Here is a 26154-nt window from a genome sequence, read left to right on the forward strand (position 1 = left end):
AGATGCATATGCATCTAGACGCGCTCGGCGATGCTGTCCTTGGTCGGTTGTTCGTTATTGCGCTCACGAACCCACGCCTCGATGACGTTGATTGCCGCCTCGACCGGCACACCGTTGACCTGGGTGCCGTCGAGGAAGCGGAAGGAGACCGCACCCGCTTCGACGTCACGCTCACCGGCCAGAAGCATGAATGGCACCTTGCCGGTGGTGTGGTTACGGATCTTCTTCTGCATGCGGTCATCGGAGGTATCCACGTCAGCGCGCAGGCCGCGTGCACGCAGCTGTGCACAAACTTCCTCAAGGTGCGGGGCAAAGGTATCAGCGACTGGAATGCCCACCACCTGGTGCGGAGCCAGCCACGCCGGGAATGCACCCGCGTAGTGCTCTAGGAGCACGCCAAAGAAACGCTCGATGGAGCCGAAGAGCGCACGGTGAATCATGATCGGGCGCTGCTTGGAGCCATCCGACGCCGTGTACTCGAGCTCGAAGCGCTCAGGCAGGTTGAAGTCCAGCTGCACGGTGGACATCTGCCAGGTACGGCCGATGGCATCGCGAGCCTGAACGGAAATCTTCGGGCCGTAGAAGGCCGCGCCTGCCGGGTCCGGGACCAGCTCAAGGCCGGACTTCTCCGCCACCGACTGCAGGATCTTCGTCGAGCGCTCCCAGATCTCATCCGAGCCAACGTACTTGTTCGGGTCCTTGGTGGACAGCTCAAGGTAGAAGTCATCCAGGCCGTAGTCCTTGAGCAAGGAAATGATGAACTCCAGAACCTTGGTCAACTCTTCTTCGAGCTGCTCCGGGGTGCAGTAAATATGCGAGTCATCCTGGGTAAAGCCGCGAGCGCGGGTCAGGCCGTGGATAACGCCAGATTTCTCGTATCGGTAGACCGTTCCGAACTCAAAGAGGCGCAGCGGCAACTCGCGGTAGGAACGGCCGCGGGAGGCGAAGATGAGGTTGTGCATTGGGCAGTTCATCGGCTTGGCGTAGTAGTCCTGCGGCTGCTTGGTGCAGTTGCCATCCTCGTCCCACTCACCGTCGAGCTGCATCGGCGGGAACATGCCATCCGCGTAGAAATCCAGGTGACCGGACTTCTTGAACAGGTCTCCCTTGGTCAGGTGCGGGGTGGACACGAAGGAGTAGCCGTCCGCGATGTGGCGACGGCGGGAGTGCTCCTCCATCTCCATGCGCACGGTAGCGCCATTGGGGTGGAATACCGGGAAACCGGAACCAATCTCATCCGGGAAGGAGAATAGGTCCAGCTCAGCACCCAGGCGGCGGTGGTCACGCTTTTCGGCCTCTTCCACCATGGTCTTGTAGGACTCCAAGGCCTCCTTGGATTCGAAGGCGGTGCCATAAATGCGCTGCAAACCAGCCTTGGACTGGTCACCGCGCCAGTAGGCAGCAGAGGAACGCGTCAGGGTGAATGCCGGGATGTACTTGGTGGTCGGCACGTGCGGGCCGCGGCAGAGATCAAACCACTCCACCTCGCCGGTGCGCGGGTTGACGTTGTCATAGTGGGTCAGATCTCCGGCACCCACCTCGGCGGCCTCATCGGAATCTGGGTCCACGTTGCCCTTGTCCTGGACCAGCTCCAGTTTGAAGGGCTCGTTGGCCAATGCCGCCTCAGCCTCCTCGGTGGTGGCATAGACGTGGCGCTCGAAGCGCTGGCCGCCCTTGATGATCTTCTTCATACGCTTCTCAATGGCCTTGAGGTCCTCTGGGGTGAAGGGCTCAGCGGTCTGGAAGTCGAAGTAGAAGCCATTCTCGATGGCCGGGCCAATGCCCAGCTTGGTGCCGGGGAATTCCGCCTGTACTGCCTGGGCCATGACGTGTCCGCAGGAGTGGCGGATAACGGCGCGGCCATCTTCCTCGCAGGCAGCAACCGGGGTGAACTCGGCGTCCGTGTCCGGGGTGTGGGAAAGGTCGTAGAGGGTGCCGTCGGCGCCGCGGACGACGACAACTGCTTCGGGGCCCTTGTTGGGCAGCTCATGCTCGCGCATCGCTGCTCCCACGGCAGTCCCGGCCGGGACCGTGATCGGGTCGTAGTTCACCGGGACTGCTGGAATCATTTCCGCCATGACTTGGTGCGCTCCTTTGCGCTCACGCGCCACTCGACATACCTGGCCGAGCAGCACTCATCGAGAAAGTTACAGCGGCTTAGTCTACCCCTCTTAACTGCGTATGAGCGACTCGCCCCAGAAGGTTTCGCCTTCAGTTCCGGCTGGCATGAAGTACACGGCCGAACCAATGTGGGTGATCCACTCGTTGAGCCGATCAGCTTCGTCAAGGCGCGCCTGAATAGGCTCGAACTGGGTCGTAGGGTCCTTCTGGTAGCAAATAAAGATCAACCCGGCGTTGCTGAGCTCACCGCGCTGGGTGGTCTCCGGAGTCGGCGGCAGGTTGTAGTTATACGGGCGACGCAACAGTTTTTGCTCTGGATGCTCCGCCGGCGGATGCGCTCTGGCGACATGAGAGTTCTCATCAATGGCTTTGAGCCCAAACTCGTTGCGGGCGTCCAAATCCACCGGGTCGAACTCGTCCTTAGCACCTATAGGAGCTCCGGTATCGAGAGTGCGCCCAGTCGAGTTCTCACGTGCTGCGCGATCAAGCTGCTCCCATGTGTCCAGGTTCATGTGGATGCGGCGTACCACCATGGCGCTGCCGCCGGCGAAGGGGCCATCTTCGATCCACACCTGCTCGTTGAAATCTTCATCGCTGCGGGGGTTGACCGTGCCGTCTTTCTGCCCGAAGAGATTGCGTGGAGTTGCTCCCTTCGGTGCCGAACCATAGGCATGGCTGAATCCCTGCTGAATCCACGCAACGTCGGCGTAATCTTTGCCCGCGCGGGTCATATGCCGCAACACGAAGGCGGCAGTGAAAGGATCATCGCTGCAGATCTGCAGGACGATATCCGTCTGGCCCCATTCCGGGCGGAGGTCATCATGGTCAAAAGCCTGGATATCGCGCAGCCAGCTGGGCTTGGCGACGTCCACCGTGTCGAAAAATCCCTCTCCCCAACCGCACGTGACGGTGAGGTTTGCTGGCGTGGTAGACAATTCGGGTTCGAGGCTGCCCAACGGGTTCCCACCGGTGCAGAGGCGACGGGCATCTTCCGTCCACAGGCGCATGAGCGCGGCCGCGCCGCGAGCGGTGGTCCCCTTTTTCAGGTTAAAGCCCACCAGCTCCACGTGCGCCTGGACCGGAGTTTGGATGCCGGCTTGGTGCTTGCCATCGAAGGCGACGATATCGCCGCCCATGGTCTCCTCGTGGCTTTCCGGGCCGGTGCTTCCGGCGTCCCCAGCCTGCGCTGCGCGAGAGGCATCCGCGGAGGCATCAGCAGATGCCTGTCCAGGTTCATCCCCTTTCGCACAGCTTGCAAGCGCTACCGCGCTTGCCGCCACAGCGCTTCCGGCGAGCAGTCCACGCCGACTGACAGGTTCCTCGAACCCGCTCATCTTTGATATCTCCCTATCTCGTGAGAACCGATTTCTTGCCTACCTTGGCCCGGAACACGCTGGTTTCTAGTGCGCGTGCTCTTCCTTCTTCATGTCAGACATGTCTGCGGATTCCGAGTGGTCCATGTGCTCACCATGATCCATGGATCCGTGGTCCATATCGCCGTGGTTCATGTGGCCCATGTCGCCGTAGTCTTCATCGCCGGCACCAATGGTGCGCACCGGGATATCGCCGAGCTCGATCGTGGAGCCGTCGGCAAGCTCCAGCGTCAGGGTTGCGGTCTCACCGGCCATGACGGGCTCGGTCACTCCCATCAGCATGAAGTGGAAGCCACCCGGCGCGAACTCGAGGGATTCGCCGGCGGGGATATCGAAGCCGCCTTCCTTCTCCTGCATGACGCCATCGACAACCTCATGGATCTCGTAGTGCTTCGCCTTCACCGAAGAGCTGAAGCCAACTACGTTGATGTCCTTGTCCGTGTTGTTGTGGAGAGTGCCGAAGATAGCGGTCATATCGGAGTCCTTCTCCATGGCACGCACGACAGCATCCTCGAAAGTTACGTCAGACTCAGCGGAGGAAGAAGCCGACGTGCTGGTTTCCGCACCCTTCTCTGCGCTGCTGTCAGCGCTGGCCGCGGTGCTCGTCGCGGTAGCTGTCGAGTCCTCCTCGCTCGGCGAGCAACCAGCCAAGGTGAGGCTGACAGCCGCGATAGCAACTACGGAGGTACGGAAGAAAGAACGGGATTTCAGCATGGAACATGCCTTTCTGGAGTAATTACCTGAAGGGGATGAAGTGGATTGGCTCGCGCGTCATCGAGGCCCTGTGTGGCCTAGCCTGCGCCATCGGAGCGACGTGTTTTCGCCCCGAAGGCGAAGACTGCCGCACCGACGACGAGAACTGCCCCGACACCAATGATCCATTTGGCAGCTGCGGGCAGGGAGCTCAAGGGGTCCGGGGAGTCCTCTGCACCGCCGTCTTCCGCGGCAGCATCCGCGTCACTTTGGCCAGAGGCTCCAGACGACCCATTGCCTGCCTCCCCTCCGGCAGCACCGGAAGCTACGCTGAACGGCACCGAGCCGAGTGTGGAGTGACCATCGGAGGAGGTAATGCGAAAACCTACTTGGTATTCGCCGTCACCAGGTTCGATGTCTTGGGGAACCTCAATGGTGAGGTTGCGGCCGTCAATGGTGGGTGTGGCATCAAAGAGCACGTCGCCGGAGGTTGTGTCGCTCACGGCGAAAGTGTTGAAGTCATCCCGAGGAATGCCAGAGAACTCCAGCGTGATTTCACGGGGGAATTCTTCCAGCGGTGCGTCACCCACCACGTTGCCGCCAATGACTGAGTCATGTGCCGCGGCTAGTGGCGCGGACAGCCCAATCACGAGGCTCACGGCCCCAGCGGCGACTACTGTGGTGACCTGACGCAACTGCATTTCTTGGATGACTCCTTGATGGCGTGATGAAACTTTTGATTGAAGGTTCCCTCATCCTATCGCTGGGAGGGATCTCCTAGCCAATCCTTAACCCCACGTGGAGTGCGTGGGGTTATCAAGTAGTCGTTGCACGCGACAGAAAAGTTCCCTATGCCTACTCAAGCGTGGATTCTGCCGCAGTTCCCGCAGGTAGCGCTAGCGGCTGCGGCCACGAAGAAGGATGACCACCAAGATGATGACGGCAAGCGCAATGATGCCCAAGGCTGCGGCCAAGAGAAAACCTAGGGTGCCAAGACCCAAGCCTTTATCCTCGTCGGCGCTTGCTGCTTGGTCCACATTTCCTTCGTCACTATCACTCTTCGGTGCCTCAGTCTCGTCCTTGACAGGCTCATAGATGGGCCCTTGAATTGGATCCCCCAATACCTTGGACGTGAGGTAATACTTCATGGTGGCACGCTTGTCAGTGAGATTTCCTTCGCTCTCCCCTAGGTCATTCCCCTTACCTGCATCCAGCGTCACCACGATGTAGTAGTCACCCTCCAACCAGTTCGCGTTGCCATAAGAGGATGCCGCATCGGAGCTGAAGCGGTTGGTGAAAGCGATAGGACTTGCTGCCGAAGCCGATCCCTCATCCCCCTCACCAGGCCAGATCAAAAATTCATGCTCCCCAGCTTTCTCTCGGACCGGATTGAGGATAGTCACGTCAAGGCCTGAGTACTGGAGAGCCCGCTTGTCCGAAACCTCTCCAGCTTTGATTGCGGCAGCCAGCTGCTGACCTTCCTGCATGGGGACCTTGTAAACGTGCGCTTCGCCCTGAACAATGTCAGTTTCGATGGTCTGGCCGCTGTGAAGCTCCGCAGCACTGTCAAACCAGTTTCCGGGAGCCATCTGGTCGGCACCGTTGGCGTTGGCATGGAGTTCGCCGTCCAGCTCGCTGCTAAGACCACTTACAAGCTCGTCGATGTTGGATACTGGGTCAACACGGTGAAGCAGGATCTCCACGTCTAATGGTTCATCGGCCTTGTACTGGCCTGCGCGCATCGCCGTCAAGACTAAGTCGCCCTGGCAATTCTTGGAACCGATTTCGTAGGTATACGCGCTAGTGTTTGGCAAGGCCTCAGATACAGAGCCGGTGTCCGCACTGTCCCAGTCAGCTGTGCAATCATCTGCGCCTTCGTCGCCACCATGCGTACCGGTTGGCGGTTCTGTACCATCGCCGAAAAATGTCTTCAAATACAGGTCGTTCGGTGTTCCTACTGAACCTTCGAGGGTCTTGTATATCGTCGCCACATAGCGCTCCCCTGGTTTGACGGGAATGGACCACGACTCAGCGTGAAAATCCTTGCGGGAGTCTTCGCCGCCGTTCGGCGGGGCATCCAACTCAGCACGGAAGATGAAGTCCTCGCCAGACTCCCAGCGTGGAAGCGGCGTTGGTTGACTGATATCTTCGCTGCCTTCAATCTGTTTGACATCGGATTGGTAGATGTCCGCAGCGCGTCCGGCGGCCTTCTTAATCATCGCTGCCAGGGAATCTGCATCCCCGGCATCGAGATACTCGCCGCCTGCGGCATCTGCAATGCAGGAAAGCTCCTTGCGGGCTTCCTCGTCAACATTGAAGCCAATGGTGTTGATGACGAGATCAACGCCCTGCTCGTGAAGCTCTTTGGCTACTTCACATACTGGCGGCGGCGCACAGGTATCAATCCCATCCGATACAAGGACGATCGTTCCGTGCTGACCGCCCAACTCCTCGGCGGCCTTCTTCAGGGAATCACCAATCGGGGTATACCCCTTAGCTTGAAGGTCATCGATTGGCCCAGTGAAAGAATCCCCCACGTCCTCCTTAGGCCCACTCACCACGTGGATATCACGGCATCCGGCTTCCTGATTCTCAGGGGCTTCGTCGACCGTGCCACCATACGTGACGAGTCCCAACGGGATGGTGCCGCCGAGTTCGGAGACGAAGTTCTTCGTTGCGTCCTTCGCGGCATCAAGGCGGGTCTGCCCGCCAGCATCCTGGACATTCATAGAGCCCGAAGAGTCGAGCACAAGCATCGTCGCACCGCTCTGTGCCTCTGCTGAATCTCCACTCGGTGCAGACTCGGAGTCAGCCGTGGGAGCGGACCCAGGCTCTTCACTGCGCGTGACGCCCGTGGGATTCTGTGCAAACGCTGGCACGGCTATCGCGCTAAGAAATGCGAGAAGCGCAACGGCGAAAACGGCGAAAAAGGTGCGTACTGCGCTCTGCCTGGAAGGCAAAAACGGGGCGAATGCTCTCATGATGTCCATTTCTTTGAGATGACAAGTCTGTGAGAAACATCATAAATGGCTGGCGAAAAGCTCGGCCACCGACGGGGAAAAGTCCCCTTCCAACACGCCCCCACCTCAAACCTGGACATCTCCCAGGCAACCTCCCGGGCAAACTTATCCAACCTGAGCGCTCACGGTAAACAAGGCCTCAAAAATCTGCGATTTTGTGCCACTATCTACCGTGAATGACCCCGAACCCAGGCAAAACCTTACCCCCAAACGCAAGGGCGAAGAAATTGAAAAAGTGCCCCTCCGTCATGGAGGGACACTTTCGCCGGAGCGGATGACGAGACTCGAACTCGCGACCCTCACCTTGGCAAGGTGATGCGCTACCAACTGCGCTACATCCGCGTGGCAAGCCGGAGCTTGCCACGGAGCCCGCAAGGAACTCCTTGTGCGCGATACTGGGATTGAACCAGTGACCTCTTCCGTGTCAGGGAAGCGCTCTCCCGCTGAGCTAAACGCGCTCGCAGCGCCCTGTTTGGGCGCCAGCATTTGAGGTGGAAACGGGAATCGAACCCGTGTGCACGGTTTTGCAGACCGTTGCCTCACCACTCGGCCATTCCACCGTGGCGATACCGCCTCACACACTACATGTGCTGGAGCGGATGACGAGACTCGAACTCGCGACCCTCACCTTGGCAAGGTGATGCGCTACCAACTGCGCTACATCCGCATTCGAAACCAGGCCCGGTTTCTAGGACAAAGTCCTTGTGCGCGATACTGGGATTGAACCAGTGACCTCTTCCGTGTCAGGGAAGCGCTCTCCCACTGAGCTAATCGCGCATATGTATTTATCAAGACCCTCCACTCACTTATGCCAAAAAGTTTGGCGTCAAGAAGGTCTTGGAGCGGATGACGAGACTCGAACTCGCGACCCTCACCTTGGCAAGGTGATGCGCTACCAACTGCGCTACATCCGCATTGCACGTTCCCGGCCGGTATGCCGTGGTGCGAGAAGAAACTTTATCGTGCGCCGCCGTAGTTTCCAAATCCGCAGCCCACGGCACTAATCCCCAGACTCCCCAAAGCCTGCGGATTACATCAGTGTGATTGAGACTGCGGTTACAGCGAGCGGCAGCGATGGCAACAGGAAGCCCTGGACCGACCCCACCACGACACTAACACCCACACAGACAGTTTAAAGCGCGTTTGAGCTGGACGATTAGGGGGTTACCACACGCGCGGTGTACCTTAAGTGCTGCACCGAGGTTCTATAGCTCAGTGGGAGAGCGTTCCGTTCACACCGGAAAGGTCGCTGGTTCAATCCCAGCTAGAACCACCATCATAACTGCAGGTCAGAGACCTCCGGCATGAGGTACAAGCCTTCGCGTGGATACTATATGGATTATAAATCTACATTCATGGTTTCTCGCGGGGCGTTTTCTCATTGTGCCTCATCTTGGCCACAAGGGCTAGACGAAAACCTCAACGCGTTGGGGACACGGCACGGTTACACAAGACTGCATGACATTGAACCTGTCCCCCTCGCACACTTATCCGATTGCTCCATAAGGGTTCGATAGCAACAAGTGCAGGAATAGGGTGATTTTGTGCGGTTGCCAAAGTGTGGCCCGGCCTGGGCCGGTGCCTTGATGGGTACCTCGATTGCATCGACTTTGTCGGGGTTGCATGGTTTAGGCGTAGCGCAGTTCGTCTTCGCTTTTATCGCAGCGGTGCTGCTGGTGATTTTTACCGCGGGGACGAAGAATGAGCCTCCCCGGCACCAGAACATGGCGGCGTGGGGCATGTACACGATGGGGCTGCTGGCGTGCGGCTCGGCATGGACCGCGTTGACTGGAAGCAATGCCTTCCAGTTGGCAAGTTGGTGGATTGGTGCACCGCTATCGGTGGTGGTCTGTTTGTGGCAGCTATGGGGGTTGTTCAAGCAGCCGCACCTCTACGACAAGCCCGCTTTTCCTTGGGGCCTGGCACTTGTTTCTCCCATGGTGGCGGCGACCTCCGCAGGTCAGTTGGCTATGAACCACGGGCAGTTCTACCACTTTGCCGGCGAGCTATGCTTCTTCCTCACGTTCATCACCGCAATTCCACTATTCGCCTACTGTTACTGGTCCCTTGTACAACGCCGAGAAAGGCCGCGCGGGGCAGCTGCAGGTACAGCGTGGATCCCGCTCGGCGTGGTTGGACAGTCAACGGCAGCCTCGACACTGCTTTTTGACGCCCACCTCTACGGCATCATCATGTTCATCATTGGAGCACCCTGCGTCGCATTCGCAATGTACTGCTTCTACCGAGCGGTCTTCGAGTGGACTCCCTACAGCCCCGGCTGGTGGGGCTCGACCTTCCCGGTCGGAACACTGTGCCTAGGTTCATGGAATGAAGGCTGGCACCGGTTGTCCTTCGTTCTCTTGGTGCTCTTATTGCTCCATTGGGGAGCCTGCGCGCTGCGCTTCGGCACATGGCGGCTCCAGCGCGCCTAATGGCATGAGATCCACTTCCCCAGGCAGTAGCCACCCTTTGCGGTACCGTGGGGCGCCATGAGTGACACTGCGCTGATAGAACGCCTACTGGGGCCAGACCGAGAAGGAATCCGCTTGATTGCGGTGAGTACGCTCCACGGCTCCGCCACCATCGATGGCACTTCCGGTCCCATGGGTAACGACACTGACGCCGAGCTCTTGGCGGCTTTACGCGAGTGGTCCGATATTGCCGTCGTCGGCTCAGCCACGGTGAAGGCGGAGGAATATGGGCCGTCGACAAGCACGCGCCTCGCCGTGCTTAGCCACTCCCTCGATTTTGCCGGTTTCGAGGATTTCATTGCAGCAGGCCCCATCGTGCTTACCCCGGCAGAGCGCGCGTCTTCGCCCGAGGCACAGCGCTTGGCCGACGCCGGCGCCGAAGTCATCAGCACAGGTACCGGAACCATGAGCGAGGCTGTTTCAGCTCTTCACGCTCTAGGCGCGCGCCGCATCAGTTGCGAAGGTGGCCCATCCGTTTATTCCGCCTTTATCGCAGAAGGCCTCGTCGACCAGCTTTATCTGACGCTCGATCCGCACCTTTCCCCTTCCGTCGAAAAGCCCGTCGTCGACGGCGAGGCCACCTCCCCCGCGCTCAAGCTCGAGCTGGAGAACGTCGACACCGTCGACAGCACGGTGTTTCTGCGCTACCGGCGCGCACAAACCCCGTAAACTTTGCTGCCGTGACTTCTCCGGCTCCCTCATTCCCAGCTTCCGCGCGACTGTGGACGGCCGCCGCGTGGCCCGCCGCCATCGTCTTAGTCCTTCACCGCGTGTTCGTGCTCGCTGTTAACGGCTCGGTGACTGATGACTTCGGCACCGTCTACCGCGCGATCCGGAGGTTGTGGGAAGGCAACCCGGTTTATGAACAGAACTATTCCTTCGTGGAACCGCTCTACCTGTATAACCCAGGGGCCACCGTCCTGCTGTCTCCCTTAGGACTCGTGTCTGAGGAACACGCGCGCATCGCCTTCATTCTGGCCAACGCCGCTGCCATCGTCGCTGCCTTGGCTCTGCTGACCCGCTTCGTAGGTCACAGCCTGCGGGGCCCGCTGTTACCGGTGAGCATCGCCGCTGCCTTCGCTACCGAATCAGTCATCAACACGTTGGTCTTTACCAACATCAATGGCTTGTTGCTGCTCGCGATGGTGGCGTTTCTGGTCTTGTTGGACAAGCACGGATGGGCCGCCGGGCTGTGCATCGGTCTGGCAATTCTGGTCAAGCCACAGTTTGCCCCGCTGCTCTTCCTCGCCTTGGTGCGCAAACGCTGGCTCACCTTAGGTCTGGGTGTAGCTGTACCGCTGGTAGCCAACCTTGCAGCCTGGCCGTTCGTCCCCGGCGTGGAGGGCTTCCGCGCCAACCTTCTTCCTTACCTGTCCACCACGCGCGATTATGCCAACGCCTCGTGGCCGGGCGTGCGCGCTTACTTCGATCTCCCCGGCATCATCTACTACCCCATCTGGATCCTTTTCGCGGCGCTAGCCGCAGTGGCGATCCTCGGCCTGCTGCGCTGGCGCGACAGCGAGCCCACCTTCTGGGCACTGAGCACAAGTGGTGCCATCATGGTCGGCATCTTCTTCCTTTCCTCCCTGGGTCAGCAGTACTACTCCATGTGGCTTATCCCCATGCTGTTTACGGTGATGCTCGGACGCTCGGTCTTCCACACGTGGGGAGCATGGTTGGCCGCATTTTTATTCTTGGCGCCGCTCGAGTGGACGTCGACAAGCATGCCCACCGCCGCACACTGGATGAGCGTCTTCATCGCCACCATCGGGTGGGGCCTGCTCATCGTCGTGACCGCTGCCTCCGTGGCCGGCTGGTGGAGCGCGGAACGAGGGGCTAGCCGGCAAGCTCAGTCGAGCGATAAGATTCCCGCATGACTGATTTCAAGCTCATTGCCGATACCGAATGGCGCCAGCGCCTGAGCCCTGAGGAGTACCACGTCCTGCGCGAGGCCGGCACCGAGGCACCGCACGTCGGCGAATACACCAACACCACCACCGAAGGCGTGTACTCCTGCCGAGCCTGCGGCGCCGAGCTCTTCCGCTCCACGGAAAAGTTTGAATCGCACTGCGGATGGCCGTCCTTCTTCTCCCCTTTGGCTGGCAACGCCGTCATTGAGCGCGAGGACAATTCACTGGGCATGCGCCGCATTGAAGTGCTGTGCGCCAACTGCGAGTCCCACCTAGGCCACGTCTTCGAAGGCGAGGGATACGATACGCCGACGGACCTGCGCTACTGCATCAATTCCATCTGCCTCAACCTAGAAGAAAAGCCGGTCGAGGACTAAACCCTCAACCGGCTTCCGGCGCTATAACGACCCTTTAAGGCAAAATCGCGATGAGCTCAGCCACATCCTTCACGCGGCGACCGGTGTGGAAGGGAATCTCCTCGCGCACGTGGTGGCGCGCCTCGGTGTAGCGCATGAGGTACATCAGATCCACGATGCGGTGCAGCTCCGGGGCCTCAAAGGCCAGGATCCACTCGTAGTCACCCAGCGCGAAGGCCGGCACGGTGTTCGCGCGCACGTCCGGATAATCACGCGCCTGCATGCCGTGCTCCATGAGGATGCGGCGGCGCTTTTCCTCGTCCATGGTGTACCAGTCGTAAGAGCGCACGAAGGGGTAGACGGAAATCCACTCACCGGGCTCCTCGCCCATGATGAAGGACGGCAGGTGGGACTTGTTGAACTCCGCCGGGCGGTGCAGTGCATTGCCCACCCAGGTCACCTCGGAGACCTGGCCCAGGACGGTCTCGCGGCGGAAGTCCGCGAAGGCCTTCTGGATGTCGGCGAATTCCTCAGCGTGCCACCAGATCATGAAGTCAGCGCTCTCCCGCATTCCGGACAGATCGTAGATACCGCGCACGGTAACCACGCCTGCTTCCTCGAGCTCAGAGAAGAACTTCTGCGCCTGCGCTACGATCTCCTCGCGCTCAGTGCCCAGCGCCCCCGGGATGACCTGGAACACCGCGTGCTGCGAGTAGCGCTGGACCTTGTTGAGCTCGGCGAAGTTGACCTTCGACATGCCTCTCTCCTTTTTTCAACCGACAAAGTTTCTTATCCATCATAAGTTGGAGACGCCCTCGCGCGCCACTAGCCTTTCGGCGCGCCTTCCACCGCCACACGGGCGGAGCTTATACCTTGATCCCCGTGAGCAATTCCGACGTTTCTTCGCGCAACCTTGCAGGGGCACCGACCAACCTGCACGATCGCGCCGCCGCCTCTCCCGCCGAATCGCGCCCCGCAGAACCGAGCACTCCGGCTGCCTTCACGGAGGCCGTCGAGTCCCTCCACGCTGCGCAGCTGCGCCCAGAAATCACCTTGGGCACCATCCGACCCCCGCAGCGACTGGCCCCGTTCAGCCATGCCATTGGCCTGGAGGTTGAGCGTCACGAGCAGGAGGAAGCTATCCCCACCGACTCTGAGGGTGATGCCTTCGGCCGCCTTATCCTGTTGCACGACCCAGGCGCTGAGGAAGCCTGGGAAGGTGCGATGCGCCTGGTGGCCTACATCCAGGCAGACTTGGAGGATGCCGTAGCCGGGGACCCGCTGCTTCCCGACGTCGCCTGGGAGTGGCTCACCGAATCCCTCGACGTGCGCGAGGCAACACACACCAACCTCGGAGGTACTGTCACCTCGACTGCTTCGGTGCGCTTCGGCGAGATCGGAGGCCCTCCGCGCGCCTATCAGTTGGAAATGCGCGCGTCCTGGACTGCAGCCGACCTGGATCTTGCCCCACACGTCGAGGCTTTTGCACAGGTGCTTTCTCTCGTCGCAGGCCTGCCGCCCGAGGGCGTCACCGAGCTCGGGCGCTAACATGAGCGAACTGCGCCAGGTCCCCGTCGACGGCACGCCAAAAGTCCTGCTTTCTCCCCGTGAGTTCCAGGCGGGTGCCGCGCGCCTGGCCGCGGGGACTGGACCCTTCGCCATTGATACCGAACGCGCGTCGGCCTACCGCTTCGATGACCGCGCCTTTCTAGTGCAAATTCGCCGGGAAGGCGCAGGCACGCTTTTGTTTGCCCCGGAGAATCGTCGGCATGAACTGAGTTCCGCGCTAGCGCCGGTGCTCAACGGCCAGGACTGGGTAGTCCACGCCGCCCCTTCTGATCTTCCCTGTCTGGCCTGGCTGGGGCTACACCCCGGAACGCTGTTCGATACCGAACTCGCCGCCCGCTTCGCCGGTTTTGCACATCCCAACCTGGGGGCGATGGTGCTGGAGCTGTTCGACGTCGAACTGGAAAAAGGTTACGGGGATTCCGATTGGTCCCAAACCCCCATTCCCCGGACATGGCGCAACTACGCGGCGCTCGACGTGGAGCTGCTCAACGAGCTTGCTGTGACGTTGCGCGACATCCTTGCGGAAGAAGACAAACTCGACTGGGCCTTTGAAGAATTCGACCGGATCGTCGACGAGCACGCCGGGATTACCGGCCCTGAGCCTCGAACATGGCGGGAGCTGAAAGGTGTGTCTTCGCTACGCACACGCGAACAGCTCGCCGTGGCTCGCGAGTTGTGGCAACGCCGTGAATCCATCGCACGTTCCCAGGACATCGCCCCCAACCGGGTGCTGCCGCACCGCGTGCTCGTGGACATAGCGCGCCGCGTGCCTCGCACCCCGCACGACATCAATCAGATTAAAGGGTTCCCCCGCCGCCGCGGTGGGGCTACGTTGCGCTGGCTCGATGCCGTCACGACTGCGCTGGACAGCCCGCGCCAGGAGTGGCCAAAGCCACTGCGCAGCCCCCGCCCGGTGCCCTCCAAATCAGTATTTAACCGGGATTTTCCCGAGCTGTGGCAGCTCTACTGCGAGATCCGCCATGACTTCGAGGACCTCGGTGACGAACTGCGCATGAGCTACGAGCTGATCCTCAAACCCAGTCTGATACGTACAGCGGTGTGGGCAGCGTTCGGGCCAGAAGGCGGCGTCGCGGGGGAGATCGCGGAAGATGCCGATATCCCCGATTTCCTGCGCTCCCAGGGCGCGCGCGACTGGCAAGTCGAGCTGGCCACGCCGCTCCTGCAGCGCGGGTTAGCCCGGATGCGCCCTACTCCCCCGCGCTCTTAGCAGACTCCTCAGCATCGCGTGCAGCTACCCACTCACGCACTGAGTTCGCAATGCCTTCCGGGGTCAAGCCAAAGTCCTCGAGGATTTCTCCACGGCTGGCATGCTTGGGGAAGCAGCCGGGTACGCCGAGCCTGTGTACTGGAGTGTCCACATCGGCGGCGTCGAGGGCCTCGGCCACCATGGACCCCACACCGCCCCGCAGGATGCCATCCTCCACCGTCACCACGAGATCGTGATCGGCCGCCAACGCGATGATGGATTGCGGTACCGGTACCGGCCAGCGCGGGTCCACGACGGTCACGTTGAAGCCTTGGGCTTCGAGCAGCTCAGCTGCACCCAGGGAACGCGCGCTCATGGCACCGATGGCGACGATAAGCACATCAGTAGCCTCCTCCGTAGCGGCAGCAGCATCGGAATAGCTCAGGATGTCTACCCCGTCATCGAGCCGCTTGAGTTCGTCGCGGTCATCAAGGAGGTTGCCCTTGGGGAAGCGCACCACGGTCGGGCCATCCTCGATTGCGATGGCTTCGTTAAAGAGTTCCCGCAGGCGGGCACCATCGCGCGGGGCGGCGATGCGCATGCCGGGGACGATGCTCATGAGCGCCATATCCCACACACCGTTGTGTGAAGCGCCATCAGAGCCCGTGACACCGGCGCGGTCGAGGACAATGGTCACTGGCAGCTTGAGCAGCGCAATGTCCATGATGACTTGGTCCACCGCACGGTTGAGGAACGTAGAGTACACCGCCACCACCGGGTGCATCCCGGCCAGCGCCAGACCGGATGCAGAAGCCATGGCATGCTGCTCAGCGATGCCGACATCAAAAAAGCGCTCCGGGAACTCCTCTTGGAAGGGGGTTAGCCCCGTCGGCCCAGCCATGGCGGCAGTAATGGCAACGATGTCCTCGCGGGCGTGGCCCGCCTTGATCAATTCTTCCGAGAACGCCGCGGTCCACCCCGGTTGCTTCTGTCCCTTAGATACACCGGTGACCGGGTCGATGGCGCCGGTGGAGTGCATCTGGTCCTTCGGCTCGTTGACCGCAGGAGCAAAGCCATGCCCCTTCTCGGTGACCGTGTGCACGATGATGGGACCGTCATAGTCGCGGGCGTAGCTCAGCGCCCGCACAACTGCCTCAATGTCGTGGCCGTTAATCGGGCCAATGTACTTGATGCCCAGCTCCGGGAACATCTCCGTGGGCATGACGGTCGACTTCACACCCTCCTTGACCGCGTGCAATGCATCAAAGGTGCGCTCGCCTACCCAACCCATGGACTTGAGGCGCTTCTTGCCCAGCGCCATGAACTCGTCGTATCCGTGCTGCGCACGAATGCGCCCCAGATTCTCTGAGAGGCCACCGATCGTCGGCGAATAGGAACGCCCATTGTCATTAACGATGATGACAACGTTGCGGTCCTTGTCGGCAGAAATGTTGTTGAGGGCTTCCCAGCACATGCCGCCGGTAAGGGCGCCATCGCCCACGACCGCCACGGCATTGCGGTGGGATTCACCCCGAATCTTGAAAGCCTTGGAGAGCCCGTCCACCGTGGATAGCGCTGCCGAGGCGTGCGAGGATTCGGTCCAATCGTGTTCTGACTCTGCGCGATCCGTGTAGCCGGACAAACCGCCCTTCTGACGCAGAGTATCGAATTGGGAGGCGCGGCCCGTGAGCATTTTGTGCACGTAGGACTGGTGTGACGTGTCGAAGACGATGGGATCGCGCGGGGAATCGAAGACGCGATGGATCGCCACCGTGAGCTCCACGACGCCCAGGTTAGGGCCTAGGTGGCCGCCTGTAGCGGACACCTTCTCAATAAGGCGCTGACGGATTTCCGCCGCGAGCTCAACCAGTTGCGTCTTGCTCAGGGCTTTAAGATCGCCTGGTGATTGAATGGAATCCAGAATGCCCATAGAGCTTGCCTTAAACCCCTTCATCGATCGTTTTCTTCTTTACCACCGTACCCGTTGACACGCGTGACGCGTCAATCATTGCCCGACCACTCCCGCGGCGCCCCCTGTGCGCCCTAGGCCAGTGGAACCAGGAGTGCCAGGGTTTCAAAGTGATGCGTTCCGGGGAAAGCATTCACCATGGCGAGGCGCTTCGCGCGGTAACCATGCTCCGACCAAGCAGCCAAGTCCCGGGCGAACGTAGCGGGATCGCAACCGATATGCAGGATGCGTTGCGGCTTTGCCGCGGCGACAGCGGCCACCACGTCGTTGCCAGCACCGGTACGCGGCGGATCCAAAATCACCGACGCCGGCTGCGGAAGCTGGCTGGCCACCTGCTCCACCTTGGCGGTGCGGAAGTGCACGTCAATGCCTGCGAGCCCCGGCTGCGGCGCCGCTGCTGCGGGCGAATAATCGACGGAATACACGGCCGTGTGCCCGCCCTGGGGTGTGGTGACATCTGCGAGCGCGGGAACGAACAGCCCAACGCCGCCATACAGATCCCAGGCCACTGCATGTACAGCGGGCTCGTCCGCTGCCTCAGGTTCACCGCCGTTCCCGTGGCCTTCTGCGCCGAGCCACTCGCGTGCAAGGCTGGTGTAAACGTCCGGTGCTCCGACGTGCGCCTGCCAAAAAGCGGTGGGCGGGAAGCGGAACTCGTGGCCGTCAGCACGCTGCACCACATTCTCAGTTGGCGCCTCGATGACCTCTCGAATGGTCTCGATTCGCCGCCCCCGCGGCGCCTTCCGGGTTTCCACGACGTGCCTATTGCCGTCGCTATCCATGACCGCGATTACCTCTGCACCTGGATTAAAGGTACGGGCATCAGGCCCCACTAGGCCGTCGACGAGCCCCGGAATCAGCTGGCTGCACGCAACGTCGGTGACGAGCTCCGTGGAGCCACGCTTGCGCAGACCAGCACGGCCCTGCTTGTCGACGCCCAACCGCACCCGCGTACGCCACCCGCGATGCGGTGCCACATCGATGGTCTCGACGTCGGGAGCATCCTCGATGTGAGCCACGCGGCGCAGCTGATCGAGCAAGACTGCGACCTTGATGTCTGGCTCCGCCGCGGGATCGAGCTCAGCGAAGTCACAACAGCCGGCGCCACGCTGCGCGGCCGGGCACACAGACTCGACACGGTAGGGCCCAGGTTGTACGACGGAACTCAGCGCGGCTTCCACAAAGGACTTCTTCACCTTGGTCGCAGTCACCGTGACATGGTCGCCGGGGAAGGCACCCGAGACGAAGCACACGCGTCCGTCGGGGGCCGCCCCGATTCCGACACCGCCGTGCCCCATACGTTCGATGGTGGTGTCGAATGACTGCCCTTTGCTCAGGCTTCCAGCAGCGGCGCTCTGATCTTTCGCAGAGTTGTGATCAGTCGCGGTCATGGATCTTCTCCTTAGAGTTGTCGCCGCCCTGCGACGTAGTGTCGCCGCCCTGTGCTTCCTCCACGGCGGCATTCGCGCGGCGCACCATCCAGATAGTGAGGAGGGTGACAATACCCGTTAACGGCCAACCCATGAGAATGCGGACGATACCAAGCGTTGTGGTGGCATCGGCATCGTAGAGCGCGCGTTGCACCGCAAAACGGGCGATGAACACCGTCGCCCACCCGGCGGTGGCATAGGCATAGGAGCGTCGTGCTCGTGGCACAGTGCGCCACCCCATGTCCTCACCGTTGAGGCCTTTCCATACCACGCCGACAAGCGGCCAGCGCAGAATAATGGAAACGACCGCGACGATGAACAGCACGAGCGACATCCAAATTCCGTAGAGGAAATAGCCTTTGGCATCCCCGGTAAACCACGCGATTCCGGCGCAGATGGCCACGCCCAGCAGACCAGAAAAGGCTGGTTGCAGGGTTTCCTTGCGGGCCAGGCGCCACAGGCTGATAGCCAGCGCCACGCCCAGTGCCGCAACAAGCGCCGGCCCCAACCCCCAGACGTTGTTGACCGGAATGAGAACCAGCACGGGCAGGGTCGCAGACACGAGCCCGGTCAGCCCACCCATCTGGTCGAGCAACGACGGCTCCGGATCAGCTTCTGTCGACACCGTCTCTTGTTCCGCCGCCATGTCGGCGCCAGGATTCGAGGATGGCTCAGGGGCAGGTTCAGTAGCGCGCTCGGCGCTATCGTGGTCATGCGCAGACGCCGGGGTGCGGTAAGGCTCGCGCTCTTCGGGAGTAGGGCTGGTCACGTGCTTAAGGGGTCCTTTTCGGTAGTGCCGGAGGGGTCTGGACCGGCAGGCTGAAGTGCGCTACTTGTTCTCGTTGTCTTCGAGGTCGCGCAACTGCTCGCGGGCCTGGGACTCCGCGGTCTTCTCTGTATCCGTGGCCGTGTCCGCTGCCGCTGCACTATCCGCGCTGTCTGCCTGCGCGGCCTGCTGCTGGCGCTCCTTCAGCGCCTGCTGAACTTGCTCAGCCAGCTGCTGCGGAAGCGTGACAGGCAGGGAGCTGCCAGCCAGGATGGGATCCTCACCGCGGTAGACAAAGGTGCGGGCAACGACTTCGCGCCCTAGCTGCGCCAATTCCACTTCCTTGCCGGCAGGTGCGGCCAGGGTCAGGCGGTACATCCACCGCGGCCCCTCTACACCAATGATGCGTATGCCGCCTTTCTCGCTGCTGCCAACGATCTCAGAACCCCACGGGCCATCCTCCGGGTGGGCAGCGAAACCATCGGCTTCCAAGCCTTTGATGATGTCCTCCGCAGACTCCGCCCACTGCCCCGGCGTGCGCGGCGCGGCAAAGGCCACTGGGGTCATACGGCCGTGTGGGGTGAGAATGTGGAGCATGCGCGGGCCTTCCTGACCCATCTCCACTTGGACCTGTGAGCCCTTCGGCAGCGGGATGCGCAGTGAGCCCAGATCCAACAGGCCTACGGAGAAGTCCTCAAAGTTAAACTCAGCGATGTCGACATTATCGCCATCGTAAGGACCCATGTCGCCGTTGATGGCATCGTGAGCCACCGCCTTCACGGCTAGAGAAGCCTGAGCATCATCTTCATCCTCACGGACAAGACCAGCGGTTGGCTCGGGGTCAGCCTCGGCGGCGCCGTCATTTGCGTTCTCCGCTGCCGGGTTCACTGTGGTGGTGTCCTCGGCCACGGCCTCGGCAGCCGCCTCATCCTGGTGGACGGCAGAGTTCTTCTTCTTTTTTCCAAAAGGCCACATCGCCATTGTTTACGCCTTCCTCATTCCGTGTCTGCTTTGTTGAACTTAGTTAACGCCGGTTGATCCATACCCGCCGTCGCCACGAGCGGTGTCATCAAGTTCCTCGACTTCCTGGAAGCCCACCAGCTCCACGCGTTGGACAATCAACTGCGCGATACGCATTCCCCGCGTGACCTCAAAGGTCTCCTCTGGGTCGTGATTAATGAGGCATACTTTAATCTCACCGCGATACTCGGCGTCAATGGTGCCGGGGGTATTCACGACGGAAATGCCGTGCTTGGCCGCCAGGCCCGAGCGCGGGTGGACCAAGCCTACCGTGCCCATCGGCAGGGCAAGGGCAATGCCCGTACCGACAAGAGCGCGCTCGCCGGGCCGCAAAATAACGTCGTGAGCAGCGTAGAGATCCGCGCCCGCATCGCCGCCGTGAGCGCGATGCGGCATCGGAAGCTCCTTATCAAGGCGCTTGACCTGAATGTCGCCGAAGGGACTAACTGGATCTACGAGAGGGTGTTGCTCATTCACGCGGCCCAGCCTACCTTGTCCCCTCCATCCCCAACCGTCAGGGCCGGAAGCCGCGTCGGCCTGGCAGCCGCGCCTACTCTGCGTGTTGGGCTCTCCCCTTCCCCGACGGCTAGACTCGAAGGTCATGACTTCGAGTTCTTCGTCTGCTTCTCCCTCGGCACCAGCCGCTTCCCCAGTGATCCTCTACCGTGAGCGCCAATGGGTGCCGTGGTACTGGTGGCTGATGGCGGCCTTTGTTGTAGCGATCTCCACCGCCACAGTCAGCCTCAACCGTGGAATCATGTGGGTCATCGTCCCCGCCATCCTGCTCAGTGCCATCGCCGCGTGGGTCCTACTGACATGGTCCAACACGGTGGTGCAGGTGGAACAGGATGCCGACGGCACACGGTGGCTCACCGTCAAGGACGCGCAGCTGCCGAACGATGTTGTCGCCCGCAGTACCGCGGTGCCGGCCACTGCACGCCGCAACGCGCTCGGTCCACAGCTCGATCCGGCTGCCTTCCTCGTCACACACGGCTGGGTACCCGAACACGTCATGCTCGTCCTCGATGACCCCGAAGATCCAACGCCCTACTGGCTCATCGGATCCACCAACCCCGAAAAACTCCTCGCAGCCTTTGTCCCCGAGCAGGCCGCAGCAGCTACAAGGCGCAGCAATTAAGGCTTGAATTAAGGCCTCAGCCACGCCTCGGTGAAACTGGCCTGTTAGGCGCAGTCCATGCAGACTGGCTCGCCGTCCTCTTCATGGTCAAGGCGCTTGTTGGACTGCACCAAGAAACATACAGAGCAGGTGAACTCGTTTTCTTTGCGCGGAACGACGGTGACGTTGAGCTCTTCACCGGTCAGGTCCACTGACGGCGGTTCGAAGGCCTCGACGATTTCTCCATCGTCATCCATGCCATTGTTGTCGTTTTCAGCCGCCTTCAGGCCCTCGAGGGAATCGGCCTCGAGGTCGTCTTCAGCGCGGCGACGCGGTGCGTCATAATCCGTGGCCATAATGCTTGCCCCTGTGAGTCAGATCGATAGGTATGTGTATTTATCGACGGCATCCTAAACCAGACTGGCCTCTGTGTCACACTCGCCCCGCCGTGGGGGCACCAAACCCTGCACTATCCTACCCCCTATTACGCCTCCTTCACCCCTGTGACCTGCTAATTCCAGCCCTTTAGCGAGCCGCGAAGATTTCGTCACAATGTGCACCTACCTCCAGCTCAAGGAGCACGTCACGCACCGGACACCGCAGGGCATTACCGACGCTACCCTTTTCATCGCTGAGATCGTGCCGCATCATCGCGCGAGTGCACATAGACTGTCGGTATGACCGCCCATGAATCACAGCACCAGGACACGAAACCGAGCCCGCAGCACGAAGGCCACGCCTTCGGCATCGATGTTGGAGGCTCTGGCATCAAGGGTGCCGAGGTCGACCTCGCAACGGGAGAGTTCGTTGGTGACCGCCTCAAGATTGCTACTCCCCAGCCCGCAACGCCGGACGCCGTCGCCAAGGTGATTGCCCAGATCATCGAAGAGAAGAACTGGGACGGTCCCGTCGGCATTACCATGCCAGCGGTGGTAAAAGACCAGGTAATCCGCAGCGCGGCAAACATTGATAAATCCTGGATCGGCACGGATGCACAGGAATTGTTGAGTTCATACCTCGACGTTCCTTTTACCGTGCTTAACGACGCTGACGCGGCCGGCCTCGCCGAGGTGGCTTATGGCGACGAGATTGCGCGCTCCGGCCCCGTCATCTTCCTCACTTTGGGCACTGGTATTGGTTCCGCTTTCCTGCTAGATGGCCAGCTTTTCCCCAATACGGAGATTGGGCACCTCATCGTTGGCGAGAAGGAGGCGGAGCACCAAGCTTCTTCAGCCGTCAAGGACCGCGAGGGGCTCAAAACCAAGCAGTGGGCGAAGCGCGTCAACCGAGTGCTCCACGAGTATGAGGCCCTGTTTAACCCTTCAGCCTTCGTCATCGGCGGAGGAATTTCCCGCAAGTTTGACAAGTGGGGAGAGCACCTCCGCATTGAAACGCCGGTCGTTGCAGCTCAGCTTCGTAATCGCGCCGGTATAGTAGGCGCAGCCATGGCAGCACAAGAAGGTATTCGCCCATAAGGCAACCGGGGGCCAGCATTTCCGAGTTGACCCCAGTCACCGCCTAGTGCAAGAAATGATCTATACTGGGCTGTCGATTATCCAATATCCAGCGGCGCGCCTCCCCTGCTCATCTCGGAGGCGGGCTAGCATCGGGGACTAGTCGCGACTAACTTGCGCGTCCCCATAGTTTCCACTCAGAGAGCAAGTCGAAAGGGCGTACGTGGCAGCCACTGATTCTTCAGACCAGGTACTCGGCGCGGGCGAGAGCACCTCCGAGGCATCTGCACCTGCACAGAAGACCGCCAAAAAGACGGCAAAAAAGACCGCTAAGAAAACGGCCAAGAAAACCGCGAAAAAGACCGCCAAGAAGACAGCCAAGAAGACAGCCAAGAAAACGGCTAAAAAGACGGCCAAGAAGGCAACAAAGAAGACCACCCGCAAGTCTGCACAAAAGGCCACAAAGAAGACGGCCAAGAAGACTGTGCGTAAATCAGCAGCCACGAAGGCAACGTCGCCTGAAGCTGCCGAGTCTTCCGAGGATCTCGCCGAGGATCAGACCGACGAGTTGGACGCCGACACCACTGACGATGCCGATATCGATTTCGATCCGGACAACGCCGAGATGGATGATGAAGACGAGTTCGGCGACGACGATGATGACCTCGAGGGCGACGACGCTGATGAGGACGAGGACGATGGTTCCTCGGTCTGGGACGAGGATGAGTCCGCAGCCCTGCGCCAAGCCCGCAAGGATGCGGAGCTGACCGCGTCGGCAGACTCTGTCCGCGCCTACCTGAAGCAAATCGGTAAGGTCGCCCTGCTCAATGCCGAGCAAGAGGTCTCCCTCGCCAAGCGAATCGAGGCTGGCCTCTACGCTCAGTACCGCATGGATGAGATGGAAAAGGCCCGTGCCGAAGGCGACAAGGCCGCCAAGCTTTCCCCCATGGAAAAGCGTGACATGCGTGCCATCGCTCGTGATGGCCGCAAGGCGAAGAACCACCTTCTCGAGGCAAACCTGCGTCTCGTGGTGTCCTTGGCCAAGCGCTACACCGGCCGCGGCATGGCCTTCTTGGATCTCATCCAGGAGGGCAACTTGGGTCTCATCCGTGCTGTTGAGAAGTTTGACTACACCAAGGGCTACAAGTTCTCCACGTATGCCACCTGGTGGATCCGTCAGGCTATTACCCGCGCGATGGCAGACCAAGCACGCACCATCCGCATTCCTGTGCACATGGTCGAGGTCATCAACAAGCTGGGCCGCATCCAGCGAGAGCTGCTGCAGGATTTGGGCCGCGAGCCCACGCCGCTGGAGCTGGCGAAGGAAATGGACATCACCGAGGAAAAGGTGCTGGAAATCCAGCAGTACGCTCGTGAACCCATCTCCTTGGACCAGACCATCGGTGATGAGGGTGACTCCCAGCTGGGTGACTTCATCGAGGACTCCGAGGCTGTCATTGCTGTCGACGCGGTCTCCTTCACCTTGCTGCAAGACCAGCTGCAGGACGTGCTCACGACCCTGTCTGAACGTGAGGCCGGCGTGGTTCGCCTGCGCTTCGGCCTCACCGATGGCATGCCGCGCACTTTAGACGAAATCGGCCAAGTCTATGGTGTCACCCGCGAACGTATTCGCCAGATCGAGTCCAAGACCATGTCCAAGCTGCGCCACCCTTCGCGCTCCCAGGTGCTGCGAGACTATCTCGACTAAGCCCGCGGACACGACAATGGCGGCGAGGAAAGATTTCCTCGCCGCCACTTTTCTTTCTGTATGTTCCAGGGCTCTGGGGTTCCTAGCGGCTCTAGGGATTGAGTCCCATGACCACCATCATGGCCATGGGAACGAACGGTGCGATACAACTCCAACAGAATCCGATGATCATCCCGGACACTGTGATGCCGGTTCGCCTATGCTCCGGGCTTCGCCCTGATCCGAGGATGAGCGCCACGATCCCCAGCCCCACCGCGCACCAACCGGTAAAGATCGTCAGCATCGACGACAAGAATCCCACTGCACCCCACAAGAGCGTCAGCACGATGATGACGAGTGGCGGAAGCACCGCCAGCCCCAGTACCCACGGCGCGAGGGGATTCGGCGTGGAAGGGTGTTCTATCGGAGACGTGTACGACCCCGCAGAGGAGTAAGGGGAAGTATTCGGATAAGCCTGTACGTAATCGGGCTGGTTCATGGATTCCCCGCTTTCAAGAGAACTCAACTAGGACGCTGCCTTTTACCCTATTCGAAGGCAGTGGGAGCGTCCTTCCGTACGGGGGACAGTGCCCGCACGCTTCTAACCGTCGAGCCCCAGCTCGATGGCCGTGGCAATCCGGTCGATGACTTCCTTATCGGAGATATCTCCGCTAATGGTCACCGATGCGCCCTGGCAAGCACCGAGCGACATCAGCATCATCGCGGAGTCTGCCTCTACTGCCTCACCGTTATAGGTAAGGACGATATCGCCCTCTGCTTCAGCCGCCATTTCAGCGATCTTGGACGCGGGACGAGCATGTAGTCCTGCTTCATCGGCAATGGTCACAGTCAGCGAGTATCGATGTGGATCTTCCTCTTGGTCTTGCTCGCGCACAGTCCCGGGATCAGCAGGCTGCTGAGGAGTGAAAGCCTCGATAGCTCGTCTAGCGGCGTCAGCAACTGCCCCCAGATCATCGCCTTGCTGGGCGGCGGTTGCCGCAGCGATAGTGGCCTCGACCAGTGGGGCATCAACGAACAGTGCTTGCTCTTCGTCCAGAAACTCCAGAACCGATTCGACGGTCATCGTTGCCGAGCCCAAGTCCGTGAGCACAACAACGCTGAGACCTTGACCTATGGCGTGGCTGATAGCGCCTTCGATGAAGTCATAGGACGTTCCGATACTGCCGTCTTCCAAGCCACCTGCAGGAAGGATGGTGACATCAGCGGCCATCTGGGCGGCGAGCTCAGCCAATCCTTCTGCGAGCTTCGCGGAATGCGAAACGAGAACGAGTCCAACGCGCGGCTGTGCCATGCTCTACGCCCCCTTCCCAGTAGTGTCGGCGGCGTCAGCAGCCGCAGCGAGGAAAAGCGCCGAGGAGGCGGCACCCGGATCCTTGTGCCCGGCAGAACGCTCGCCCAGGTAGGAAGCGCGTCCCTTAGTCGCAACCATCGGGATAGTAGCGTCCGCGCCGGCTGCGGCCGCGTCGGCAGCCGCGCGCAAGACCTCGGCGGGGCTCTGTGCGGCATCGGCGGCGTCGCGGGCAGCGCGCGCCGCTGGCGCCCAAGCATCGACCATGGTCTTCTCCCCTTCCGTTGCTTTGCCGCGGGTCATGATTCCCTCGAGGGCGGCCTCAATAAGCGCAGCCGTCGTAGAAGCATCAATGTCACCGGTGCCGGCGGCCTTCGCCGCACGCAAGAAGGCGGTGCCCAACAATGGGCCGGAGGCTCCGCCGACGGTGGACATGAGAGTCTTCGCGGTTAGTTTGAGTACATCAGCGACCGTTGAGTCATCCGAAGAGATATCCGCAGCAACCTTGTCGACGACGGCGCGGAAACCACGGTCGACGTTTTCTCCATGGTCGCTATCGCCGATGGCACGGTCGAGCTCGATGAGCTCCTCACGGTGTTCACGCGCGGCTTCGGCACAGCTTTTCATCCATTCCTGTGCCCACGCGCTTGAAAGAGTTTCAGAATTCGTCATAGTTAGATTG

The 26154-nt window shown here is 60.8% G+C and carries 24 protein-coding genes and 7 tRNA genes; 11 read left to right on the forward strand and 20 right to left on the reverse strand.

What is annotated here, in order from left to right; all coding sequences use genetic code 11:
• Window positions 1–14: 14 nt before the first annotated feature.
• The 11 genes from thrS to HWX44_RS02695 form a co-directional block, all read right to left on the reverse strand.
• Window positions 15–2078, reverse strand: coding sequence for a threonine--tRNA ligase (thrS, locus tag HWX44_RS02645; RefSeq protein ID WP_070547078.1), 2064 nt, complete (start codon window positions 2076–2078; stop codon window positions 15–17).
• Between the two features lie 93 nt (window positions 2079–2171).
• Window positions 2172–3455, reverse strand: a complete 1284-nt coding sequence (locus HWX44_RS02650; RefSeq protein ID WP_175973067.1) for a Dyp-type peroxidase — start codon at window positions 3453–3455, stop codon at window positions 2172–2174.
• Between the two features lie 66 nt (window positions 3456–3521).
• Window positions 3522–4208 (reverse strand): copper chaperone PCu(A)C, encoded by a 687-nt coding sequence (locus HWX44_RS02655; protein ID WP_175973069.1) that lies wholly within the window; start codon window positions 4206–4208, stop codon window positions 3522–3524.
• A 77-nt stretch (window positions 4209–4285) separates the two neighbouring features.
• The gene (locus HWX44_RS02660; protein WP_070821301.1) at window positions 4286–4888 is read right to left on the reverse strand and encodes a copper resistance CopC family protein; all 603 of its coding nucleotides are present in this window, start codon (window positions 4886–4888) and stop codon (window positions 4286–4288) included.
• A gap of 195 nt (window positions 4889–5083) precedes the next feature.
• Complete coding sequence (locus tag HWX44_RS02665; RefSeq protein WP_254868090.1) at window positions 5084–7066, reverse strand: vWA domain-containing protein; 1983 nt, start codon at window positions 7064–7066, stop codon at window positions 5084–5086.
• A 410-nt stretch (window positions 7067–7476) separates the two neighbouring features.
• Window positions 7477–7549 (reverse strand) — tRNA-Gly (locus HWX44_RS02670).
• Window positions 7550–7593: 44 nt separating this feature from the next.
• A tRNA-Val gene (locus tag HWX44_RS02675) sits at window positions 7594–7665 on the reverse strand.
• Window positions 7666–7696: 31 nt separating this feature from the next.
• Window positions 7697–7767 (reverse strand) — tRNA-Cys (locus HWX44_RS02680).
• Between the two features lie 31 nt (window positions 7768–7798).
• A tRNA-Gly gene (locus tag HWX44_RS02685) sits at window positions 7799–7874 on the reverse strand.
• Window positions 7875–7912: 38 nt separating this feature from the next.
• A tRNA-Val gene (locus HWX44_RS02690) sits at window positions 7913–7984 on the reverse strand.
• Window positions 7985–8045: 61 nt separating this feature from the next.
• A tRNA-Gly gene (locus HWX44_RS02695) sits at window positions 8046–8121 on the reverse strand.
• Window positions 8122–8408: 287 nt separating this feature from the next.
• Between HWX44_RS02695 and HWX44_RS02700 the strand changes: the two genes are divergently transcribed.
• The 5 genes from HWX44_RS02700 to msrB all read left to right on the forward strand — a co-directional run bounded on the left by HWX44_RS02700 (window position 8409) and on the right by msrB (window position 11965).
• Window positions 8409–8483 (forward strand) — tRNA-Val (locus tag HWX44_RS02700).
• A gap of 268 nt (window positions 8484–8751) precedes the next feature.
• Window positions 8752–9639 carry a TDT family transporter gene (locus HWX44_RS02705; protein ID WP_102234151.1) on the forward strand — a complete coding sequence of 296 codons (888 nt, stop codon included), beginning with the start codon at window positions 8752–8754 and terminating at the stop codon, window positions 9637–9639.
• 57 nt (window positions 9640–9696) lie between these two features.
• The gene (locus HWX44_RS02710) at window positions 9697–10347 is read left to right on the forward strand and encodes a dihydrofolate reductase family protein (RefSeq protein ID WP_144012932.1); all 651 of its coding nucleotides are present in this window, start codon (window positions 9697–9699) and stop codon (window positions 10345–10347) included.
• An 11-nt stretch (window positions 10348–10358) separates the two neighbouring features.
• Complete coding sequence (locus HWX44_RS02715; protein ID WP_175973073.1) at window positions 10359–11555, forward strand: glycosyltransferase family 87 protein; 1197 nt, start codon at window positions 10359–10361, stop codon at window positions 11553–11555.
• Window positions 11552–11965 carry a peptide-methionine (R)-S-oxide reductase MsrB gene (gene msrB, locus HWX44_RS02720; protein WP_070547092.1) on the forward strand — a complete coding sequence of 138 codons (414 nt, stop codon included), beginning with the start codon at window positions 11552–11554 and terminating at the stop codon, window positions 11963–11965. Before HWX44_RS02715 ends, msrB begins: the two co-directional genes overlap by 4 nt.
• A 34-nt stretch (window positions 11966–11999) precedes the next feature.
• On the opposite strand, the gene hemQ is transcribed toward msrB, so the two are convergent.
• Window positions 12000–12701 (reverse strand): hydrogen peroxide-dependent heme synthase, encoded by a 702-nt coding sequence (gene hemQ / locus HWX44_RS02725; protein WP_046648171.1) that lies wholly within the window; start codon window positions 12699–12701, stop codon window positions 12000–12002.
• A 125-nt stretch (window positions 12702–12826) separates the two neighbouring features.
• Here hemQ and HWX44_RS02730 point away from each other — a divergent pair, with 125 nt between their 5' ends.
• Together HWX44_RS02730 and HWX44_RS02735 are read left to right on the forward strand one after the other, a co-directional pair.
• On the forward strand, window positions 12827–13492 hold the full coding sequence (locus HWX44_RS02730; RefSeq protein WP_175973075.1) for a DUF3000 domain-containing protein: 666 nt from the start codon (window positions 12827–12829) through the stop codon (window positions 13490–13492).
• Between the two features lies 1 nt (window position 13493).
• On the forward strand, window positions 13494–14741 hold the full coding sequence (locus HWX44_RS02735) for an HRDC domain-containing protein (protein WP_046648172.1): 1248 nt from the start codon (window positions 13494–13496) through the stop codon (window positions 14739–14741).
• Here HWX44_RS02735 and dxs read toward each other — a convergent pair.
• The 5 genes from dxs to dut form a co-directional block, all read right to left on the reverse strand.
• Complete coding sequence (gene dxs, locus HWX44_RS02740; protein ID WP_070516982.1) at window positions 14722–16650, reverse strand: 1-deoxy-D-xylulose-5-phosphate synthase; 1929 nt, start codon at window positions 16648–16650, stop codon at window positions 14722–14724. The two genes, HWX44_RS02735 and dxs, sit on opposite strands and share 20 nt — an antisense overlap.
• Before the next feature lie 113 nt (window positions 16651–16763).
• The gene (locus HWX44_RS02745; RefSeq protein ID WP_175973077.1) at window positions 16764–18080 is read right to left on the reverse strand and encodes a class I SAM-dependent RNA methyltransferase; all 1317 of its coding nucleotides are present in this window, start codon (window positions 18078–18080) and stop codon (window positions 16764–16766) included.
• Window positions 18067–18765 (reverse strand): DUF3159 domain-containing protein, encoded by a 699-nt coding sequence (locus tag HWX44_RS02750; protein WP_175973254.1) that lies wholly within the window; start codon window positions 18763–18765, stop codon window positions 18067–18069. The genes HWX44_RS02745 and HWX44_RS02750 overlap by 14 nt, the downstream gene beginning before the upstream one ends.
• A 183-nt stretch (window positions 18766–18948) precedes the next feature.
• Window positions 18949–19866: a DUF3710 domain-containing protein gene (locus HWX44_RS02755; protein ID WP_175973079.1), complete on the reverse strand. Its 918-nt coding sequence runs from the start codon at window positions 19864–19866 to the stop codon at window positions 18949–18951.
• A gap of 39 nt (window positions 19867–19905) precedes the next feature.
• Window positions 19906–20382: a dUTP diphosphatase gene (gene dut / locus HWX44_RS02760; RefSeq protein ID WP_175973081.1), complete on the reverse strand. Its 477-nt coding sequence runs from the start codon at window positions 20380–20382 to the stop codon at window positions 19906–19908.
• A gap of 124 nt (window positions 20383–20506) precedes the next feature.
• Between dut and HWX44_RS02765 the strand changes: the two genes are divergently transcribed.
• Complete coding sequence (locus HWX44_RS02765; RefSeq protein WP_046648178.1) at window positions 20507–21043, forward strand: DUF3093 domain-containing protein; 537 nt, start codon at window positions 20507–20509, stop codon at window positions 21041–21043.
• A gap of 44 nt (window positions 21044–21087) precedes the next feature.
• Here HWX44_RS02765 and HWX44_RS02770 read toward each other — a convergent pair whose 3' ends face one another.
• Entirely contained in the window at window positions 21088–21378 is a 291-nt protein-coding gene (locus tag HWX44_RS02770; RefSeq protein ID WP_046648179.1) for a DUF4193 domain-containing protein, read from the reverse strand.
• Window positions 21379–21699: 321 nt separating this feature from the next.
• On the opposite strand from HWX44_RS02770, the gene ppgK reads away from it, so the two are divergent.
• The 3 genes from ppgK to HWX44_RS02785 all read left to right on the forward strand — a co-directional run bounded on the left by ppgK (window position 21700) and on the right by HWX44_RS02785 (window position 24618).
• Window positions 21700–22497, forward strand: coding sequence for a polyphosphate--glucose phosphotransferase (gene ppgK, locus HWX44_RS02775; RefSeq protein WP_046648180.1), 798 nt, complete (start codon window positions 21700–21702; stop codon window positions 22495–22497).
• A 202-nt stretch (window positions 22498–22699) separates the two neighbouring features.
• Window positions 22700–24184 (forward strand): RNA polymerase sigma factor, encoded by a 1485-nt coding sequence (locus HWX44_RS02780; protein WP_175973083.1) that lies wholly within the window; start codon window positions 22700–22702, stop codon window positions 24182–24184.
• Window positions 24185–24291: 107 nt separating this feature from the next.
• Window positions 24292–24618, forward strand: coding sequence for a hypothetical protein (locus tag HWX44_RS02785; RefSeq protein ID WP_070821292.1), 327 nt, complete (start codon window positions 24292–24294; stop codon window positions 24616–24618).
• 146 nt (window positions 24619–24764) lie between these two features.
• Here HWX44_RS02785 and dhaM read toward each other — a convergent pair whose 3' ends face one another.
• Together dhaM and dhaL are read right to left on the reverse strand one after the other, a co-directional pair.
• Window positions 24765–25475, reverse strand: coding sequence for a dihydroxyacetone kinase phosphoryl donor subunit DhaM (gene dhaM, locus HWX44_RS02790; protein WP_070679684.1), 711 nt, complete (start codon window positions 25473–25475; stop codon window positions 24765–24767).
• 3 nt (window positions 25476–25478) lie between these two features.
• A complete protein-coding gene (dhaL, locus tag HWX44_RS02795) occupies window positions 25479–26144 on the reverse strand; it encodes a dihydroxyacetone kinase subunit DhaL (protein WP_070513139.1) in 666 nt (221 codons plus the stop codon).
• Window positions 26145–26154: the final 10 nt, after the last annotated feature.

Source organism: Corynebacterium sp. Marseille-Q2823 (assembly GCF_903645345.1).
GTDB lineage: Bacteria > Actinomycetota > Actinomycetes > Mycobacteriales > Mycobacteriaceae > Corynebacterium > Corynebacterium hiratae.